Source organism: Allobosea sp. P4_C6 (assembly GCF_056402015.1).
The window spans coordinates 91,459-108,140 of the sequence record NZ_JBFUIF010000010.1 but is presented as its reverse complement, the minus strand read 5'-3'; the positions used below and the strand labels follow the sequence as shown (position 1 = coordinate 108,140).

Genomic DNA, 16,682 nt, shown 5'->3' with positions numbered 1-16,682 from the left:
CCATCGCGTTGGGGCAACGATCCGCTATAAGGGGGCTCGAAGCGAGCTGCCAAATGTTGCAGCTTCGCAGCAAACGGATTGGTTTTGTTAACCGAAATCCTGGTCGTCGTGGCGCTGACGGTCATCAATGGACTGCTCGCCATGTCGGAGCTCGCCGTCGTTTCGTCGCGGACGGCACGCCTCAAGGTCCTCAGCGACCAGGGCAACAAGGGCGCCACGACGGCGATGCGCCTGGCCGAGGATCCCGGCCGCTTCCTCTCCACCGTTCAGATCGGCATCACGCTTGTCGGCGTTCTGTCCGGCGCCTTCTCCGGCGCCACGCTCGGCGCGCGCCTTTCCGAATGGCTGGGCACCCACGGCTTCTCGCCCTCCGTCTCGGACACGCTCGGCGTCGGCCTCGTCGTGGTCGCGATCACCTATCTCTCGCTGATCCTGGGCGAACTCGTGCCGAAGCAGGTCGCCTTGCGCGACCCCGAGCGGGTGGCTGCGCGCGTCGCGCCGGCGATGGCCCTGATGTCGAAAGTCGGCGCGCCGCTGGTCTTCCTGCTCGATATCTCCGGCAAAGCCGTGCTCGCCCTGCTCGGACAGAAGGGCGAGTCCGAGGAGAGAGTCACCGAGGAGGAGGTGCGCACCATCATCGCCGAGGCGGAGACCGCCGGCGTGCTGGAGCGGGACGAGCGCGAGATGATCGCGGGCGTGATGCGCCTCGCCGACCGCTCGGCGCGCGCCCTGATGACGCCCCGCCGCGAGGTCGAGGTCATCGACCTGTCGGACCCTCCTGAAGAGTTGCGCGAGCAGCTCAAGGCGAGCCGCCGGTCCCGGCTGCCCGTCCAGGACGGCGAGTCGGACTCGATCATCGGTGTCGTCCTGATGAAGGACCTGATCGACTTCCTCGCCGCGGGCGATACGGAGCAGCTACGCCAGCACGTGCAGGAAGCACCGGTGGTGATGGACACCGCCGACTCGCTGCATGTGCTGCGCGAGATCCGCTCCAGCCGCGTGCACATGGCGCTGGTCTTCGACGAGTACGGCCATTTCGAGGGCATCATCACGCCGGGCGACGTGCTCGAGGCGATCATCGGCGCCTTCCAGGAGGAAGAGGAGGACGAGCCGGCCATCGTCACGAGGGCGGACGGCTCCTACCTCGTCGCAGGCTGGATGCAGGTCGATGAATTCTCGCACGAGCTCGGCATCCAGATGCCGCGCGATGCCGATTTCCAGACGGTCGCCGGTTTCGTTCTGGCCGAGATGAACCACCTCCCCAATGTCGGCGAGACCTTCGACAAGGGGCATTGGCGCTTCGAGGTCGTCGATCTCGATGGTCGCCGGATCGACAAGATCCTGGTCAGCCGGATCGAGGCGTAGCCGTCAGCGGCGTGGCTCGTCCGGCTCGATGATGCGGTATTCGGCGTCGATCACCTCGATGCGTTCCGCCGGCTGCGGCCTGCCTGCAAAGGGGCCGCCACGGTCGAAGCCCGCCGCCTTCAGCTTGGCCTTGAGACGCCAGACCGCGATCGCGCCGGCTATGGCGACGATGGGGATCAGGATCAGCGCCAGGCTGGCGGCGACCAGGAACAGGGTGATGCCGACGACGAAGCTCGCCGCCATGGCGAGCCATGCGGCCCAGCGCGGCATTGCGCGGGTGCGGCCGTTGAGCTGGTCGTAGAGGTTGACGCGGATCATGTCTTTTTCATTCCTTCCCGCAGGGAGAGATAGGGATGAAATGCGGCGATGGCGAGATCAGCCCTCGTCACGCCAATCGTAGAGCCAGCCGTAACGGTTGCGTAGCCCCTCGGGTCCGAGTCGCTTCAGCGCGAAATCCCGGGCGATGCTGAGCGGCCAGCCGAGATGGTAGCTGCGGCCGTTGCCGCGGCTTTCCTCCTGCACGCGGGCGACGCGCCTCGCGCGGGCGGCGGCATAGCTCGCGATCGCCGCCGGCACGCCGGCTGCGCCTTCGCTGCCGAGCTTCTCGGCAAGCAGCCGCGCCAGCACGGCGGCGTCCTCGATGGCGAGGGAGGCGCCTTGCGCCAGGAAGGGCAGGATGGGGTGGGCGGCGTCGCCCATCAGCGCGATCCGGCCTTGGGCCATGGCCGCCGGCTTGCGGTCGAACAGCGACCAGACCTGCCAGCCTTCGGCAGCTCCGGCCAGTTCGCGCAGCGCCGGTGAGGCGCCTGCGAGATGCTCGGTCACGATCCGGGGCTCGCCGTCGCGCGACCAGCCCTCGCGAGCTTCCTTCGCCTGGCGCACGACGACGATGTTGATCTGCTTGCCGCCGTCGACGGGGTAATGCACGGCATGGCGACCCGGCCCCAGGTGAAGCGTCACCCGCGGCTTGTCGACTGCGCGCGCCGGAACGACTGCGCGCCAGGCTTCATAGCCGGTGAAGACCGGCGGCGAGGGATCGCCGGTGAGATCGCGGACGCGCGACCACAAGCCGTCGGCGCCGATCAGGCCGAGGCTCTGGATGGTCTCGCCAGTGCCGCTCTGGCCGCTCAGCGTGACCGAGACGCCGTTCTCGTCCTGGCTGACGTCCTGCACGCCGCGGCCGACCAGCAGGCGGATGTTCGGCATGGCACGGGCGGCGTCGAGCAGGACGGTGTGGAGATCGCTGCGCTTCAGCATCCGGAACGGCGTCGGCATGCGCTCCGGGCTGGAGGGCATTTCCAGCAGCTCCGAGCCGCTGCGCCAGCGCCGGATCATCAGCCCATGCGAGGAGACGCTGACGCGCTTCAGCGGCAAAGCGAGATCGAGCGCATCGAGCACGCGCCCGGAATTCGAGGTGAGCTGAAGGCCTGCACCGGATTCGCCGAAGCCGGTGCGCTTCTCGACGACGGTGGAGGCGATGCCGCGGCGCGCCAGCGACAGCGCCATGGTCAGGCCGCCGATGCCGGCTCCGGCGATGACGAAATGAGGAGCGGACACGGGGTCGATGCCTTTGATGAACGGTCGAAAGGAGAGGTGCGGGTGCCCCTCAGAACCCGCGCCATCGACGAATTGGCATGAGGGTCAGGCCGCTTTGGCGGCGTCCTGATAGGCGCATTCCGGGGGATTGCACTGCGAGCCCTTGAGCGACGGTTCGTATTTGAACAGCGTCGAGCAATAGGGGCAGATGATCTCGTGATCGGCGCCCATGTCGAGGAAGACATGCGGATGGTCGAAGGGCGGCTTGGCGCCGATGCACATGAACTCATGCGCGCCGACATGGATGACGGCGACGCCGGGATCGTTGTGGAAATGCGGAATGCCTGTCGCGGCCATGGTCGTCGCTCTTCGAAAGCCTGGAATTCGCGCGCAACCTATCCCGTCAGCCGGCCGGACGCCAGTGCGGGATTCGCATCAGCGCTCGCGCAGGCAGCTCTGGGCGAGTTCGGCCACGCGTGTGCCTTCCTCCGGCGAGAGCAGGTCGTCGAGCGCCTTCTGCCAGAGCTTCTCGCGCTTGAGCCCGTCGATCGTACAAGCGCAAACGGCGCGGCAGAGCCGCTCCGGGACATCGGGACCGCAGCTGCGCTGGCATTCGGCCCGGAAGGCGCGCTCGCCCGGCGAAGGCGGCGGCACGAACTGGACCACAAGCGTCAGGAAACCGATGAAGAGCGGCTGATGCACGAGATAGACGAGCAGGCTGTGGCGCCCGCCCCAGGCGATGATTCGCGCTGGCCGTGCGGTCGGTCGCCAGCGGGCGAAAGCCGTAGCGGCAAGGCGCGGCAATAGCAGGCGCGCCAGCACGACACCCGTCAGAACGCAGCCGAACCACGGAAAGACCGGCACGAAATCGGCCGTCTGGAACGGCGCGCGCGAGAAGCCGAGCCAGGACATCCAGGGCTGGTCGAGCAGCGGGTGAGCTATGAAGCGTGGCACGGCGAAGGCCAGGGCTGCCGACAGCGCCACGACGACAACAGGCAGCCGCAGGAATGGCAGGGCTAGCAGGCTCGCCAGCGCGATGTGGTGGAGGATGCCGAAGAAGATGAAGTTGCCCGGCATGGCGAACCAGGTGCCGAGCGTAACCAGCGCGGCGGCGCCGGCGACCATGGCGAGGCGCTTCAGATAGGCGCGGCGGTTCAGGCCCTTTTGCGTCGCGAGCACGAGGCTGAAACCGACGATCGTCAGGAAGGAGCCAGCGATACAGCGCGCGAACAGTCGCCAGCCGGGCTCGGCGACGATATCGGTCTCGATCAGCCCGAAGAAGGAGAGATCATAGGCGAAATGGTAGACGAACATCGCCAGTAGCGCGACGCCGCGGGCGATGTCGACGAAGGCGAAGCGCGGCGATCGGGTGTCTGCGGGGGAGACGACTGTTGCGCTGGAGGCGGTCTGGCTCATGGCGACGTTTCATAAGCAAGCTGCGCGTCAGCGGCTACCCAAAGCGGCTTCGCCATGGCAGGGATGAGTGACCCCTTCCGATCGTCCGGCCTCGATATCCGCATGCAGAGCTTCTCCTCCGACGGCGTGAAGATCGCCTATATCGACCTCGCGCCCACAGGCGACGTCTCGCAGCATCGGACCGTCGTACTGGTACATGGCTTCGCTTCCTCGCACATGACGAATTGGGTGAACACCCAGTGGACGAAGACGCTGACCCATGCCGGCTATCGCGTCGTCGCGCTCGACGATCGCGGCCATGGCGAGAGCGAAAAGCTCTACGATCCCGCGGCCTATTCGTCGGACATCATGGCGGAGGATGTCCGCCGGCTGATGGACCATCTCGACATCCCGCGCGCCGCGGTGATGGGCTATTCGATGGGCGCGCGCATTTCGGCGCATCTGGCGCTCGCCCACCCGCGCCGGCTCGACGCGCTGCTGCTCGGTGGGCTGGGCATCCATCTGGTCGAGGGCGTGGGCCTCCCGCTCGGCATCGCCGATGCGATGGAGGCGCCCTCGCTGGATGTGCTGACCGACCCCATGCAGCGGATGTTCCGGGCTTTCGCAGAGCAGACGAAGAGCGACCTCAGGGCGCTCGCGGCCTGCATTCGCGGCTCGCGCCAGACGCTGACCGCCGCGCAGGTCGGGCAGATCGCCATGCCGACCCTGATCAGCGTCGGCACGAAGGACGATGTTTCCGGCTCCGGTCCGGAGCTGGCGAAGCTCATTCCCGACGCGGAATCCTTTGCGATAGAGGGTCGCGATCACAATCTCGCCGTCGGGGACAAGAGCCACAAGCAGGCCGTTCTCGACTTTCTCGCGCGTTTGTGAGAACGTCCCGGGCGAATAGAGGCGCTCTGGAAAAGCAGGCGACGCCAATGTGTTGTCGACGTTCCCTGAAAAACTGATTCCGCCGCCTCGCTTTTCGATTCAACTTCGTTCGGCTTGACCTTTGGTGCGGGTGCCAGCTTAGGGCTAGGCTGTCCTTCCGCCGAACGACCATCTCCGGAGAATGATCATGCCGTCAGGGCGCTCCGCCGTGGAAGCACGGGATCCTGCAACTGGCCTCGACCGGCTCGACCCCGTCTGGTCGCGCCTGCGGGACGAGGCCGAGGCCGCCGTCGCCGCCGAGCCGGCGCTCGGCACGCTGATCGTCGCCTCCGTGCTGAACCAGCCGAGCTTCGAATGCGCCGTCGCCCATCGCGTCGCGGCCCGGCTCGGCCATCCGGCCGTGACGGCCGACCTGATCGAGCAGGGCTTCACCGAAGCGATGGCCGATGACGAGACGATCGGGGTCGGCATGCGTGCCGACGTGATGGCCGTGCTCGACCGTGACCCGGCCTGCTACCGCGTGCTCGAGCCGGTGCTGTTCTTCAAGGGTTTCCATGCCCTGCAAGCCCATCGCCTGGCGCATTGGCTCTGGATGCGGGATCGCCGGGATTTCGCGCTTTATCTGCAGGCCCGCTCCTCGGAGGTCTTCCAGACCGACATCAACCCGGCGGCGAAGATCGGCAAGGGTATCTTCCTCGACCATGCGACGGGCCTGGTCGTCGGCGAGACGGCGGTGATCGAGGACGATGTCTCGATGCTGCATGCGGTCACGCTGGGCGGCACGGGCAAGCAGGGCGGCGACCGCCATCCCAAGATCCGCAAGGGCGTGCTGATCGGTGCCGGCGCCAAGATCCTCGGCAATATCGAGGTCGGCCAATGCAGCCGTGTCGCAGCGGGCTCGGTGGTGCTGGCGGCTGTGCCGCGCAACAAGACGGTGGCGGGCGTGCCGGCCAAGGTCGTCGGGGAGGCCGGCTGTGCCGAGCCCTCGCGCTCGATGGACCAGATCCTCGAAGGCGATTGCGGCGCCTATATCTGAACGCGGCTCTCCTCCGAGCCGGCGAGCCATTCCATGATCTCCAGCCGGCGCGCATGCGCGCCGGGGCCCATGGCGGGCGCCAGCGTCAGCCTGTCGGGCGTTGGCATCGCCTGCCGGAACGGCGCGGCAAGCCGGCCCGCCGCAAGATGAGGCGCGACGAGGCTCATCCGGCCCATCAGGATTCCCGAGCCCGACAAGGCGGCATCCAGCGCCAGGCTGTAGAGCGAGAAGGCCGGGCCGCGCCCGGCATCGATCTTCGCGTCCGGTGCCGCGAAGGCGAGCCAGCGGGCCCAATCGCCGCGCCAGACGGCATCGTGCAGCAGCGTCTCTCCGGCGAGATCGGCCGGCGAAGCGAGCCTGTCGGCGATGGCGGGCGTGCAGACCGGCAGGATGGCGTCGACGCCTGACTGCACGGCGCCGGCTTCGGCGGCTTCCCTGTAGAACAGCGAGAGATCATAGGGCTCCCGGCGCGGATCGGGCGGCTCTTCCATCGCGGCAACCGAAATCTGCAGATCGGGAAAAGCGCGATGGAGCGCCGGGAGGCGTGGCGAAAGCCAGAGCTGGGCGATGCAGGGCAGGGCCGCGATGGCGAGCGGCCGGTTCGGCTCGGCCTCGCGCAGAGCCTGGACGGCCTGGCCCAGCATGTCGAAGCCACGCGTCAGCCGCGGCAAGGCTTCTCGCGCGGCTTCGGTGAGCGCGACGCCCTGAGCCAGCCGGCGGAAGACCGGGAAACCAAGAGCGGCTTCGAGCTGCCTGATTTGCTGGGTGATAGCGCCGGCTGTGACGCCGAGTTCATCCGCCGCCTTGGTGAAGCTCTCCAGCCGTGCGGCTGCCTCGAAGGCGCGCAAGGCGTTGAGCGAGGGCAGCCGTGGGCGGGGCGGCTTGACGGGCATGACGGATTTCCGGGCTGAGGTTGAGGTTTTCTCAGCCTGCGAGCGAGCAATACTCGTTTGCGCAAGCGTCTGCAAACCGCTGTTATGCTGCCACGCAACAGCAGATGTTCGGGAGACGGGGATGACCGCACTGGGCAGGCGCGAATGGGTTCCGCAGGCGAGCGAGGACTATGTGCTGAAGGTCGCGGGCGAGACGGCGAGCCAGCCGCTCGATGCGATCGCCGCGCGGATCGAGGCGCTGGCGACCGAGAATCGCATCATCCACGAGCGTGACTGCATCAACCTCAACCCCGCCACCAATGTGATGAACCCGAAGGCCGAGGCGCTGCTCTCGGCCGGGATCGGCGCGCGGCCCTCGCTCGGTTATCCCGGCGACAAATACGAGATGGGGCTGGAGGCGATCGAGCAGATCGAGATCATCGCCGCCGAGCTTGCGGCCGAGGTCTTCGGTGCGAAATATGCCGAGATTCGCGTACCTTCGGGCGCGATCGCCAATCTCTATGCCTTCATGGTCGCGGCGAAGGCCGGCGATTGCATCATCGCACCACCGGGCGAGATCGGCGGCCATGTTACCCATCACGGCGCGGGGGCGGCCGGGCTCTACGGCATCGTCACTCATCCGGCGCCGGTCGATCCGGTGAACTATACGGTCGATATCGAGCGGCTGCGGGCCGATGCGCTGCGGCTCCGGCCGAAGCTGATCTCGATCGGCGGCAGCCTCAACCTCTTCCCGCATCCGATCCGCGAGATTCGGGCGATCGCCGACGAGGTCGGCGCGCTCGTGCTGTTCGATGCCGCGCATATGTCGGGCATGATAGCCGGCCATGGCTGGCAGCAGCCGCTGGAGGAGGGCGCCCATCTGATGACGATGAGCACCTATAAGAGCCTCGGCGGGCCACCTTCGGGCCTGATCGTGACCAATGATGCCGAGATCGCGCGGAAGCTCGACGCCATTGCCTATCCCGGCCTCACCGCCAATTTCGACGCGGCGAAATCGGCCTCGCTCGCAGTCTCGCTGCTCGACTGGAAGGCGCATGGCCGGGCCTATGCGCAGGAGATGGCGAAGACGGCGAAGGCGCTGGCCGAGGCGCTGGCCGAGCGGCAGGTGCCGGTCTTCGCGCGCGACCGCGGCATGACGACCTCGCACCAGTTCGCGATCGAGGCGGCCGCCTATGGCGGCGGGCAGGCGGCGGCGAAGCGGCTGCGCGCGGTCAACATCCTCTCCTGCGGCATCGGCTTGCCGCTGCCGGCGGTCGAGGGCGACGTGAACGGGCTCAGGCTCGGCACGCCGGAGATCGTCCGCTTCGGCATGACGGCGGCCGACATGCCGGAACTGGCCGGGTACATCGCCGAAGGACTCAACGGCTCGCGCCCGGCTGAAGCGGTGGCGAAGGACGTGACTGCATTCCGCGCCCGGTTCCGCGAGCTGCATTTCATGCGTTAGGCAAAGACTCCTGACGGCTCGGTGACGATCACGAACCTCCGGCCGGTGCGAAGAAGCACAGCAGCTCGCCGGCATCGTTGATGCAGAGATGCCAGTGGCCGTCCGGGGCTGGCGTAGCCTTGTCGTAGGGAATCTCGAGCTTCAAGGAAGCGCGCCGCTCCTTCGGCCACATCGGATGCTCTCCGGGGGCGATAGTCACGATGAAACCCGTTCGACTTTCTCGCACGGATTCCGCCTCGATCGGCGCGCAATCCGCGCCGGAGCAGCAGTAGAATGGGTATTCCCAGCCGCTTGGAGACTGATGGGAGAGTGCGCGTGTCGCCCCCACAGACAGCAAAGCCGCCAGGGCGAGTGGAGCGATCATGCGCATCAGCCAGCCCTCGCGCCTGAAGGTGCGGTGCGAAGGCGGCGAATGCGTGGCGCGTTGGTCTCGGCTCCAATCGCCGGCGAGTGCGGCTAGGCCGTTGCCTTCCCGACGTAGCGCGCCAGCATCTCGGCGCGCATCGCCTGCTCGTCGACGAAATGTGCTCCGCCGAGCTGGACCGAGCGCACGGCGCCAGCGCCATCGCGTTGCAGCTCCGCCGGCTCGCCGGGGCTGTTGAAGCCGGAGGCGCGGGTGATGCGGCCGCGATCCGGGGCTTCGAGCATGATCTCGGCCGCATCGAGGAAGGGTGTGAACAGGGCCGGGTTGGCGACCAGCACATGTTTGGCGACCGGAACGAGATCGCCGGCACCCCAGATGCTCCACCAGCGCCCGGACCAGTCCTGCGCCTCCGCCGGCGGGGCGCCACGTTCGGCGAAGGTCTTCAGGATATGGGCGACGCCGTCGAGCCAGGGATGGGCGAGGCCGTCGATGGCGTTGGTCAGGACCGAGATGGTGAGATCCTGCTCCGGGAAGACGGAGGTCCGGGTGATGAAACCCTGGAAGCCGCCGGAATGGCCGAACCAGCGCCAATCGCCCTCGCCGCCGGAGATCGTGCCGAGCCCGTAATGCCGGCCGAGGCTGGCTTCATCATCCGGCCAGAGGCGGCGCGTCATCTCGCGGCGGCTCAAGGCTGAGAGAATGCTTGTCTCGGCCTTCGGCGAGAGCTGCGCGAAATAGCGCGCGACATCCGCCACTGTGGCAACGAAACCGGCGGCCGAGGTCATGGCGTGGCCGGGATTGTCGGCGGGGATGACGACGCGCCGGCCGAGCGGCTGCGTGCCGCTATGGCCCTTCGCCATCGGCCGGTGCCCCCAGAGCTCGATATCGGCCTTGGTTTCGAGCAGTCCGACCTTCGTGACGACCTCGTCCGTGATCCATTCGCTGTAGCTCAGCCCGGTCACCGCCTCGATGACGAGGCCGAGCAGGGCGAAGCCGTGATTGGAGTATTTGAAGCGCTGCGAAGCCGGATAGGCCGGGGCGGCCGAGAGGTCGGCGAGCAGTTCCGCCTTGCTGCAATAGGGCTTGCGGTCGACGAACTGGCCGCTATCCGGCCCATCGCGTGTCAGGCCGGCGCTGTTGGAAAGAACCTGGCCGACGGTCGCGGCGGCAATCTCGGGATGCAGACCGTCGATGAAGCGGCCGACCTTGTCGTCGAGCCGCAGCCGTCCGTCCTCGACCAGTCGCAGGATGCCGGCCGAGGTGAAGCTCTTGGAATGAGAGGCGATGCGGAAGCCATGGCGCGGGGTCAGCGCTTCGCCGGTGTCGAGGTTGGCGCTGCCGAAGGCGGCATCGAGCACGATCTCGCTGCCGCTCGCGATCGCGACAGCGCAGCCGGGCTGATCGTGGTAGCGACGCTGGAATTCGAGCCAGCTCGCGACATAGGCGAGGGCGGGGGCTAGCCACGGCTTCATCGTCGGGGTCCGTCAGGGTTGCGTCAGAGCGCGAACATGGCACGATTCCGCAGGCGTCCGGCAAGCGGCGCGGGCGGTGGGCCGTCATGCCCGTAGCGGCTGCTTTCGCTTGCCCTTCACGGCCCGCCGTGGCATCGCTCCCGGCCAATCGAAAGGACCTTACCGTGGACAAGACAGAACTCGCCAAACTCGAGGCTTATCTGCGTCGCACCTTCAACAACCACGCGATCAGCGTGCGCGCCCGCATGAAGAAGACCGACTCGGCAGAGGTCTATCTGGGCGAAGAGTTCATCGGCATCATCCATGTCGACGACGAGGACGGCGACCGCTCCTTCAACTTCACCATGGCGATCCTCGACGTCGATCTCGAGGGTTGATGTTCCCTGTCAGCCCTCATCCTGAGGAGCGCTCGGCGAGCGCGTCTCGAAGGATGCTCCAGGAGGCTCCGGAACCGTCTGGAGCATCCTTGGAGACGCCGCTGCCCGGCTCCTCAGGATGAGGGCTGCGCAGGATGCCAGGAAGTCCCGTACCTGTTGAATTCAGCGGATCAGTCCGTCGAGCGTCCGGCGTACGCCGCCGAGCATCAGCGCCCAGTCTGCGATGATACTGCGGGGGAAGCGGATATTCACGTCCATGCCGCGGTGCTGGAAGGTGATGCGGCAGGGCTCGTCGAGATTGGCGGCCGTCTCCGTGGGGCAGCGAGCGGCGAAGCCCTTGCCGTCCGGCACCGAGACGTAGAATTCATCGCCTTCATAGGGCGAGCCCTTGCGGAAGCTGCGCACGACGAGTCCACCGGGGTTCGACCAGACCGTGGGCGTGAGGAAGCGGGCATAGGTCGCGAGCTGGCGGGCCGGCTCGTTGACCTTGTCGGGTGGGCTCAGCGTGATCAGCAAACGCTTCCGGTGCTGCGGCTGTGCCGGGCCGAGGCTCGGCCAGTCGAGCCGCAGCCGCGCCATGCCGACGAGGCGGCTTGTGTCGTCGTCCTCATCGAGCCCGGTCAGGTCCTTCGGGATCATCAGCGCGACATTGCCGATGCGGGCCGGCTGCAATGTTGCGGGTTCCTCGACACGGCGATGGGTGAGGTAAATCGCCAGCGCCGTCCCCAACGCGCCGGCCACCAGGATCGTCAGCGCGGCCTTCAGCAGGGCCCCGTCGGCCCGCGGCAGCGGCGCGGGCGGTCGCTGCAGGCGCATGCGGACCATCGAGGTCAGATGGGCGGCCTGCTGGGCAGGCCGGTGATGGGACAGGGACGCGGTCATTCCGGGTACTCTCGGATCGGCTTTGCACCACTGAATCACCGCCCGCTTAACACCGCGTAAACCATAACCGGGCCGGTAGCGTTAACCATTGGTGAAGACTTGTCTTCACTCTTCGTAAACCATGCGGCAGGTTCCGCGCGTCGTTCCGGGGAGGGACCGCGCCTTGACCATTCAGCCCGCCGCGCTCGAGGCGCTCCAGTCGCTCTTCATCGGCTTCGCCTTCGCGGGTCTGCTGGCGAGCGCATTCGAGCTGTTCACCGCGCATCGGGCGGATTTCAAGCTGCTGGAGATGGGCGGATTCGCCGCCGTGGCCAGCGTGCCGGTCGTGGTCTTCAGCGCGCCCTTCCTGATCCTGCGTAACACGGTGCAGGGCCGGCAGGTCGGAGGGCGCCCCTTCATGTTCGTGATGCTCGCCAGCATGACGGCGTCGGTCTGGAGCATGGCGTCCGGCCGGGTGGTGCTCGACCTGCTGCATATGGCCGGCGCTTGACGGCGGGGGCCGATCCTCTGCAATCCTCGGGCAGTTGACGCATCAGGGTTACTGCCATGCCGCTCTATTCGCTCGATGGAACAAGGCCGGAGGTGCCCGGCGATGGCGCCTGGTGGCTGGCACCTGACGCGCATCTGATCGGGCGTGTGCGCCTCGCCGCGGATGTCGGGATCTGGTTCGGTGCCGTGCTGCGCGGCGACAATGAGTGGATCAGCATTGGCGAGGGCAGCAACATCCAGGAAGGCTGCGTGCTGCACACCGATATGGGCTTCCCGCTCACGGTCGGCGCCCGCTGCACGATCGGCCATCGCGCCATCCTGCATGGCTGCACCATCGGCGAGAACAGCCTGATCGGCATGGGCGCGACCGTGCTGAACGGCGCGAAGATCGGCCGCAACAGCCTTGTCGGTGCGAATGCGCTGGTGACCGAGGGCAAGGAGTTTCCGGATAATTCGCTGATCGTCGGCTCGCCGGCGCGGGCCGTGCGGACGCTGGACGACAAGGCCGCAGCCGGCATCACCGCTTCGGCAAACGCTTATGTCCAGCGCTGGCGGCAATTCGCAGCCGGGCTCGAACGGCTAGACTGACGGTTAAAAAAGAAGCGGGCCGGCCTTCCGGGGAGGAAAGCCGGCCCTGGCGAAACCCGATCCTTGGGGACGGGTGGGTGGGGACGTGACCGAGCCTCGCCGTCCTATCGCCGCAGCCGATCCGTGGCCGCGGAAACCTTCATCAACGCTGCACCGAGGCGACCGTCGGGGTCTGCGCGCCGCCGAGCGAGGTCCAGCCCGTGCGGTATTGCGACTCGCGCTTGACGTAGACGTAGCCGGTCTGGCTCCACGGCAGGATCGCGTTGCGCTTGTTGTCGAGGACGAAGTCGCCGCGATCGGTGCGGATCATCAGCACGGCATGGCCGGCATTCTCCTCGTCGATGACCACGGTCATCAGCATGGCGCGCCGCGGCAGCCCGGCCTCGGCAAGGCGCTTGCGCTTCAGCAGCGCATAGTCCTCGCAGTCGCCCTTGCCGTCCGTCGGGATGTCCCAGCGATCGACGACGCCCCAATGCTCGTCGTCGGTGACGGCCTCGATCTCGCGATTGACGCTGTTGTTGGTGGCAACGATCGTCTTCCAGAGCTTGGCGGTCATTTCGATCCGCTCGGGCTCGCGGGTATCGGTGCGGCACTCCATCGGGGAGCGCTTGCAGAAATCCGTCCAGGCATAGGGCGCGCGGGCGTCGCCGGAAGCATCGGCCGGCGCGCTTGCGACCGGGATGCCTGCGGAGCCTTGAGCGCTGGCGGAAGCTGCTCCGCCAAGGATGACCAGAGCAGTCAGCGCGATACCAATCAGATTGCGATGTCGAGAGAGCATGTCGTCCCCTTTCTGTCCCGGGGCTGACGATGCGTGCTGGCAAATGGATTCCGGTTGAAATGGAAACGTACAAATTTATGTATTCGGCCCCGCACTCGGCGAAGAATAGATCAGCATCAATCTTGCCAGAACGAGGAAGTAACGATTCGTATCGATCGTGGAACGGTATGTTAACTATTAATTCTTTCTTGGTCTGCAGCGGATGATTAACCTACGCATCGGTTAAGGGGGGCGTTCGCCGGAAAGCGCTGCGCTCTGCCGTTTGCAGCGCTCAGGCAGCGATTGCGCGCCAAGGGGTTCCGGCTTGCCGACGAACGTCAGGCTTCAGAAGGCTGGTCATCCCGGACGGAGCGAAGCGGAGATCCGGGATCCATGCCTGAACCTTGAGCGGACGCGCTCCGGCATGGATCCCGGGTCAAGCCCGGGACGACTGCGTGGTTCCGCGCAAAAATCGGCGCGCCTAGCGATCACGGCACGCCGCGCTCGCGCTTAGCCTTCAGAGCTGTCGGAGATTTGGTGCGGAAGAGTCGGGCCGGGGCCGACCCTCAGAGCTCGAGGTTCTCGTCGAGCAGGTCGGCTGAGAGCGGGAAGCGGAACTCCGCCGCGTAGCCGCCATCGAACCGGCGGACGATGCGCGCCGGCGTCGAGCCGATCCGCACAGGCGTATTGGTCGGCAGGTCGAGATCGCTCGAAAAGGCAGTGCCGGACAGCGAGATGTCGACGATGCGGACGACATGCTCCGAGCCGTCGTCCATGGTCAGCACCGAGCGCGGGTTGCGCGGCACGACGCGCTCGTGACGGCGGTCCTCCGGAAGGCCGAGCTCTTCGCGATTGGCGAGCCAGGTGAGCTGGGCCGTGAACTTCTCGCGCTTGCGGCTGGTCGCGGTGATGGTCATCGCGAAGCCTTCCATCGTCGTACGGACGCAGGTGCCTTCGATCCGACCGAGATGTTCGAGGTAGGCGATGACGCGATCGCCGGGTTTCGCCTTGGCAGGGGCGGCGAGATGCACGCCACCCGGCGAGATGTCGAGCGTCTGGCAGGGGTATTCCATGCGGTTGGGCAGCATATAGCGACCCAGCAGCACCACCTTCATACGGTGATGCCGCCTGCGTTCGGCAGGAAAGGCAGCCGTTCGGGGCGTTTGGAGCGCGCTCAACATCAAGAACCGACCTGGATTTCGGCCGATCCTAGGTGCGTTCTGGTTAACGGATCGTTCCGGTCAGGCGCGTCCGCCCGGGAGAACGACGAGGCGGGGCGGCTCCGCCCGGCGCGGTGTCGGCTGCGGACGCGAGGCCGCAGCGGGCCAGAGCATCCGCAAGGAGATCATCCGCATCGATTCGACGGTGTCGAGGCCCAGCCAATCCGGCGAGACCGCTGGCGACAGAGCGCCGAGAACGCGGGCATGGGTCCGGCCGCGGTAGCGCAGCGGCAGCAGCAGGAGCTCGAGATAGATCGGCGCGCCGGTCCTGGACTCGCCGGAGAGGCCGGCAACGGCGCCGGCGCTCTCGTCCATCACGGTCTGAACGAGGCGGCGCATGTCGCCCTGCGATTCGACGTCCGGCCAGAGCGCCGTGAAGGCGCGCCCGCGCAGCTCATGCCCGACCAGCGCACAGAGGCGGGTTCCCGCCAGCCGGAAGACGGGGCCGATCGGCTCGTTCTCCAGCACGAAGGTATCGGCCAGGGCATGACGCAACGCTCCGGGCTCGATCTCGCCGCGCTCCGGCGCGGCCCGTTCGCCGCGCAGCGCGTCCCAATATTCGAAAACCAGACGTGTGCTCGTGTTTTTCATCCCGCGCCCATTTGCCGGTTGTCCCCGATAACGGTGCAGCGACCGAGAATGGCGCAGAACCGTTCGAAAGAGGGACGAATCGTTCTCTCGGAAGATCGAGGACGCATTCGCCATGCCGTCTTGCCACCGCCATCTGAGTCGGGCGAGGCAACGGGGATTGTTAGGGTTAATCAAACCTTGCCTTTGTGGAAGATCGCTAGAATGCGTATCAAATGCCTCGGAATTCGCGGGCATCGAGTCATGTCCGCAAGCGAGGTGGAGGGGCGTGACCATGCCGGCCGGCATAACCGGGCGGCGTCACAGCCGGCGGAAAAGGGGAGGGCGCGAGCCTCTCCCCTTTTTCGTTGCACGGCGCTCAGCCTTTGCTTGCGCCGCATGGGCGCTTCGGCAAGTGTGACGCGCCATGGCGTTCCAAGATCCCCCTCGGCCGGCGCGCGAGCCCGCCCTCAACCTGCCTCCCGTCGTTGTCTGGCTGCTCGCCGCCCTGGCGCTTGTCCAGGCCGGCAGGTCGCTGCTCTCCGACTATGACGACTACGTGCTGATGTCGTGGCTGGCCTTCGTGCCGGCGCGGCTGACGCTGTGGCTCTCGCCCGGACGGCTCGAGGACGTCGTCGGAGCGATGGCTCAATCGACGGCGGGGCAGGACGTGGTCGAGCGGCTGCAGCTCGTGCGGCTGCTGCTGGCCGATGGCGGCGTCCGGCTCTGGACGTTGCTCACCTACGGCTTCCTGCATGGCTCCTGGCTGCATCTGGTTTCGAACGCGGTCTGGCTCGCCGCCTTCGGCAGCCCGGTTGCGAGACGGCTCGGACCTAATCGGTTCCTCAACCTGATGGCGCTCTCGACGATCGGCGGCGCGCTGCTGCACTGGTTCTCGCGCGATCTCGACGTTCTGCCGCTGGTCGGGGCTTCCGCCGGCGTTTCCGGGGCGACGGCGGCGGCGATCCGCTTCGTCTTCGCGCCGGGGCTGCGCTTCGGCGAACTCGGGAACGACGAGGTCGTCCGTGCGATCCCGGCAGAGCCGCTGGGCCAGCTCTGGCGCAATTCCCGGGCGCTGCTCTTCATCGGGATCTGGTTCGCGACGAACATCCTGTTCGGGGCCGGTCTGGTGCCGATCTTCGGCGAGGAGACCAGCATTGCCTGGGAAGCCCATATCGGGGGATTCGTGGTCGGGCTTCTGCTTTTTCCGCTGTTCGACCGGGGTGCCCTGCGGCGCTGAGCGCCGCAGCCGAAAACGGGGCGGGATAGTTCCGGCGGATCGCCGGCAAGCCTTGCCTGCACCGGTCTCTTCCCCCACACTCGCAGCATTGCGAAGCACTCTTCGAGCCGATCCGGCGTCGTGAGTCCGCCGGTAAGCTCGCAGGGTTCCAGCGGAACCGCGCGTC

19 protein-coding genes are annotated in these 16,682 nt (G+C 66.9%); 8 read left to right on the top strand and 11 right to left on the bottom strand.

The genetic code is table 11. The features are described 5' to 3' along the window. The first annotated feature begins 99 nt into the window (after positions 1 to 99). Positions 100 to 1,365 (top strand): hemolysin family protein, encoded by a 1,266-nt coding sequence (locus AC1DVA_RS10040; RefSeq protein ID WP_476805832.1) that lies wholly within the window; start codon positions 100 to 102, stop codon positions 1,363 to 1,365. A gap of 3 nt (positions 1,366 to 1,368) precedes the next feature. Here AC1DVA_RS10040 and AC1DVA_RS10035 read toward each other — a convergent pair whose 3' ends face one another. From AC1DVA_RS10035 to AC1DVA_RS10020, 4 genes are all read right to left on the bottom strand, one after another. Then, positions 1,369 to 1,683, bottom strand: coding sequence for a hypothetical protein (locus AC1DVA_RS10035; RefSeq protein WP_265053901.1), 315 nt, complete (start codon positions 1,681 to 1,683; stop codon positions 1,369 to 1,371). 57 nt (positions 1,684 to 1,740) lie between these two features. Then, positions 1,741 to 2,922, bottom strand: coding sequence for an FAD-dependent monooxygenase (locus AC1DVA_RS10030; RefSeq protein WP_476805804.1), 1,182 nt, complete (start codon positions 2,920 to 2,922; stop codon positions 1,741 to 1,743). A gap of 84 nt (positions 2,923 to 3,006) precedes the next feature. Next, positions 3,007 to 3,258: a zinc-finger domain-containing protein gene (locus AC1DVA_RS10025; protein WP_265053899.1), complete on the bottom strand. Its 252-nt coding sequence runs from the start codon at positions 3,256 to 3,258 to the stop codon at positions 3,007 to 3,009. A gap of 78 nt (positions 3,259 to 3,336) precedes the next feature. Continuing rightward, positions 3,337 to 4,317: a heparan-alpha-glucosaminide N-acetyltransferase gene (locus tag AC1DVA_RS10020; RefSeq protein ID WP_476805803.1), complete on the bottom strand. Its 981-nt coding sequence runs from the start codon at positions 4,315 to 4,317 to the stop codon at positions 3,337 to 3,339. 102 nt (positions 4,318 to 4,419) lie between these two features. Here AC1DVA_RS10020 and AC1DVA_RS10015 point away from each other — a divergent pair, with 102 nt between their 5' ends. Together AC1DVA_RS10015 and cysE are read left to right on the top strand one after the other, a co-directional pair. Next, positions 4,420 to 5,187, top strand: a complete 768-nt coding sequence (locus AC1DVA_RS10015; protein WP_476805831.1) for an alpha/beta fold hydrolase — start codon at positions 4,420 to 4,422, stop codon at positions 5,185 to 5,187. A gap of 187 nt (positions 5,188 to 5,374) precedes the next feature. Beyond that, the gene (cysE, locus tag AC1DVA_RS10010; protein WP_476805802.1) at positions 5,375 to 6,223 is read left to right on the top strand and encodes a serine O-acetyltransferase; all 849 of its coding nucleotides are present in this window, start codon (positions 5,375 to 5,377) and stop codon (positions 6,221 to 6,223) included. Here cysE and AC1DVA_RS10005 read toward each other — a convergent pair. Then, on the bottom strand, positions 6,214 to 7,116 hold the full coding sequence (locus AC1DVA_RS10005) for a LysR family transcriptional regulator (protein ID WP_476805801.1): 903 nt from the start codon (positions 7,114 to 7,116) through the stop codon (positions 6,214 to 6,216). The two genes, cysE and AC1DVA_RS10005, sit on opposite strands and share 10 nt — an antisense overlap. 121 nt (positions 7,117 to 7,237) lie before the next feature. Between AC1DVA_RS10005 and AC1DVA_RS10000 the strand changes: the two genes are divergently transcribed. Continuing rightward, on the top strand, positions 7,238 to 8,560 hold the full coding sequence (locus AC1DVA_RS10000) for an aminotransferase class I/II-fold pyridoxal phosphate-dependent enzyme (RefSeq protein WP_476805800.1): 1,323 nt from the start codon (positions 7,238 to 7,240) through the stop codon (positions 8,558 to 8,560). Between the two features lie 28 nt (positions 8,561 to 8,588). Here AC1DVA_RS10000 and AC1DVA_RS09995 read toward each other — a convergent pair whose 3' ends face one another. Beyond that, positions 8,589 to 8,930 carry a hypothetical protein gene (locus tag AC1DVA_RS09995; RefSeq protein ID WP_265053894.1) on the bottom strand — a complete coding sequence of 114 codons (342 nt, stop codon included), beginning with the start codon at positions 8,928 to 8,930 and terminating at the stop codon, positions 8,589 to 8,591. Positions 8,931 to 9,016: 86 nt separating this feature from the next. Beyond that, positions 9,017 to 10,396: a serine hydrolase domain-containing protein gene (locus AC1DVA_RS09990; protein ID WP_476805799.1), complete on the bottom strand. Its 1,380-nt coding sequence runs from the start codon at positions 10,394 to 10,396 to the stop codon at positions 9,017 to 9,019. A gap of 164 nt (positions 10,397 to 10,560) precedes the next feature. On the opposite strand from AC1DVA_RS09990, the gene AC1DVA_RS09985 reads away from it, so the two are divergent. Beyond that, positions 10,561 to 10,773 carry a DUF3126 family protein gene (locus AC1DVA_RS09985; RefSeq protein WP_265053892.1) on the top strand — a complete coding sequence of 71 codons (213 nt, stop codon included), beginning with the start codon at positions 10,561 to 10,563 and terminating at the stop codon, positions 10,771 to 10,773. A gap of 162 nt (positions 10,774 to 10,935) precedes the next feature. Here AC1DVA_RS09985 and AC1DVA_RS09980 read toward each other — a convergent pair whose 3' ends face one another. Further along, complete coding sequence (locus tag AC1DVA_RS09980) at positions 10,936 to 11,655, bottom strand: hypothetical protein (RefSeq protein ID WP_476805798.1); 720 nt, start codon at positions 11,653 to 11,655, stop codon at positions 10,936 to 10,938. Between the two features lie 163 nt (positions 11,656 to 11,818). Between AC1DVA_RS09980 and AC1DVA_RS09975 the strand changes: the two genes are divergently transcribed. Both AC1DVA_RS09975 and AC1DVA_RS09970 read left to right on the top strand, forming a co-directional pair. Next, positions 11,819 to 12,145: a DUF6949 family protein gene (locus AC1DVA_RS09975; RefSeq protein ID WP_476805797.1), complete on the top strand. Its 327-nt coding sequence runs from the start codon at positions 11,819 to 11,821 to the stop codon at positions 12,143 to 12,145. 56 nt (positions 12,146 to 12,201) lie between these two features. Further along, positions 12,202 to 12,732 carry a gamma carbonic anhydrase family protein gene (locus AC1DVA_RS09970; RefSeq protein WP_476805796.1) on the top strand — a complete coding sequence of 177 codons (531 nt, stop codon included), beginning with the start codon at positions 12,202 to 12,204 and terminating at the stop codon, positions 12,730 to 12,732. Positions 12,733 to 12,874: 142 nt separating this feature from the next. Here AC1DVA_RS09970 and AC1DVA_RS09965 read toward each other — a convergent pair whose 3' ends face one another. The 3 genes from AC1DVA_RS09965 to AC1DVA_RS09955 form a co-directional block, all read right to left on the bottom strand. After that, positions 12,875 to 13,510 carry a transglutaminase-like cysteine peptidase gene (locus AC1DVA_RS09965; protein WP_476805795.1) on the bottom strand — a complete coding sequence of 212 codons (636 nt, stop codon included), beginning with the start codon at positions 13,508 to 13,510 and terminating at the stop codon, positions 12,875 to 12,877. Between the two features lie 545 nt (positions 13,511 to 14,055). Beyond that, positions 14,056 to 14,670 (bottom strand): PilZ domain-containing protein, encoded by a 615-nt coding sequence (locus AC1DVA_RS09960; protein WP_265053887.1) that lies wholly within the window; start codon positions 14,668 to 14,670, stop codon positions 14,056 to 14,058. Positions 14,671 to 14,730: 60 nt separating this feature from the next. Continuing rightward, positions 14,731 to 15,300 (bottom strand): PAS domain-containing protein, encoded by a 570-nt coding sequence (locus AC1DVA_RS09955; RefSeq protein WP_476805794.1) that lies wholly within the window; start codon positions 15,298 to 15,300, stop codon positions 14,731 to 14,733. A 403-nt stretch (positions 15,301 to 15,703) separates the two neighbouring features. On the opposite strand from AC1DVA_RS09955, the gene AC1DVA_RS09950 reads away from it, so the two are divergent. Then, positions 15,704 to 16,516 carry a rhomboid family intramembrane serine protease gene (locus tag AC1DVA_RS09950; RefSeq protein ID WP_476805793.1) on the top strand — a complete coding sequence of 271 codons (813 nt, stop codon included), beginning with the start codon at positions 15,704 to 15,706 and terminating at the stop codon, positions 16,514 to 16,516. The last annotated feature ends 166 nt before the right edge of the window (positions 16,517 to 16,682 follow it).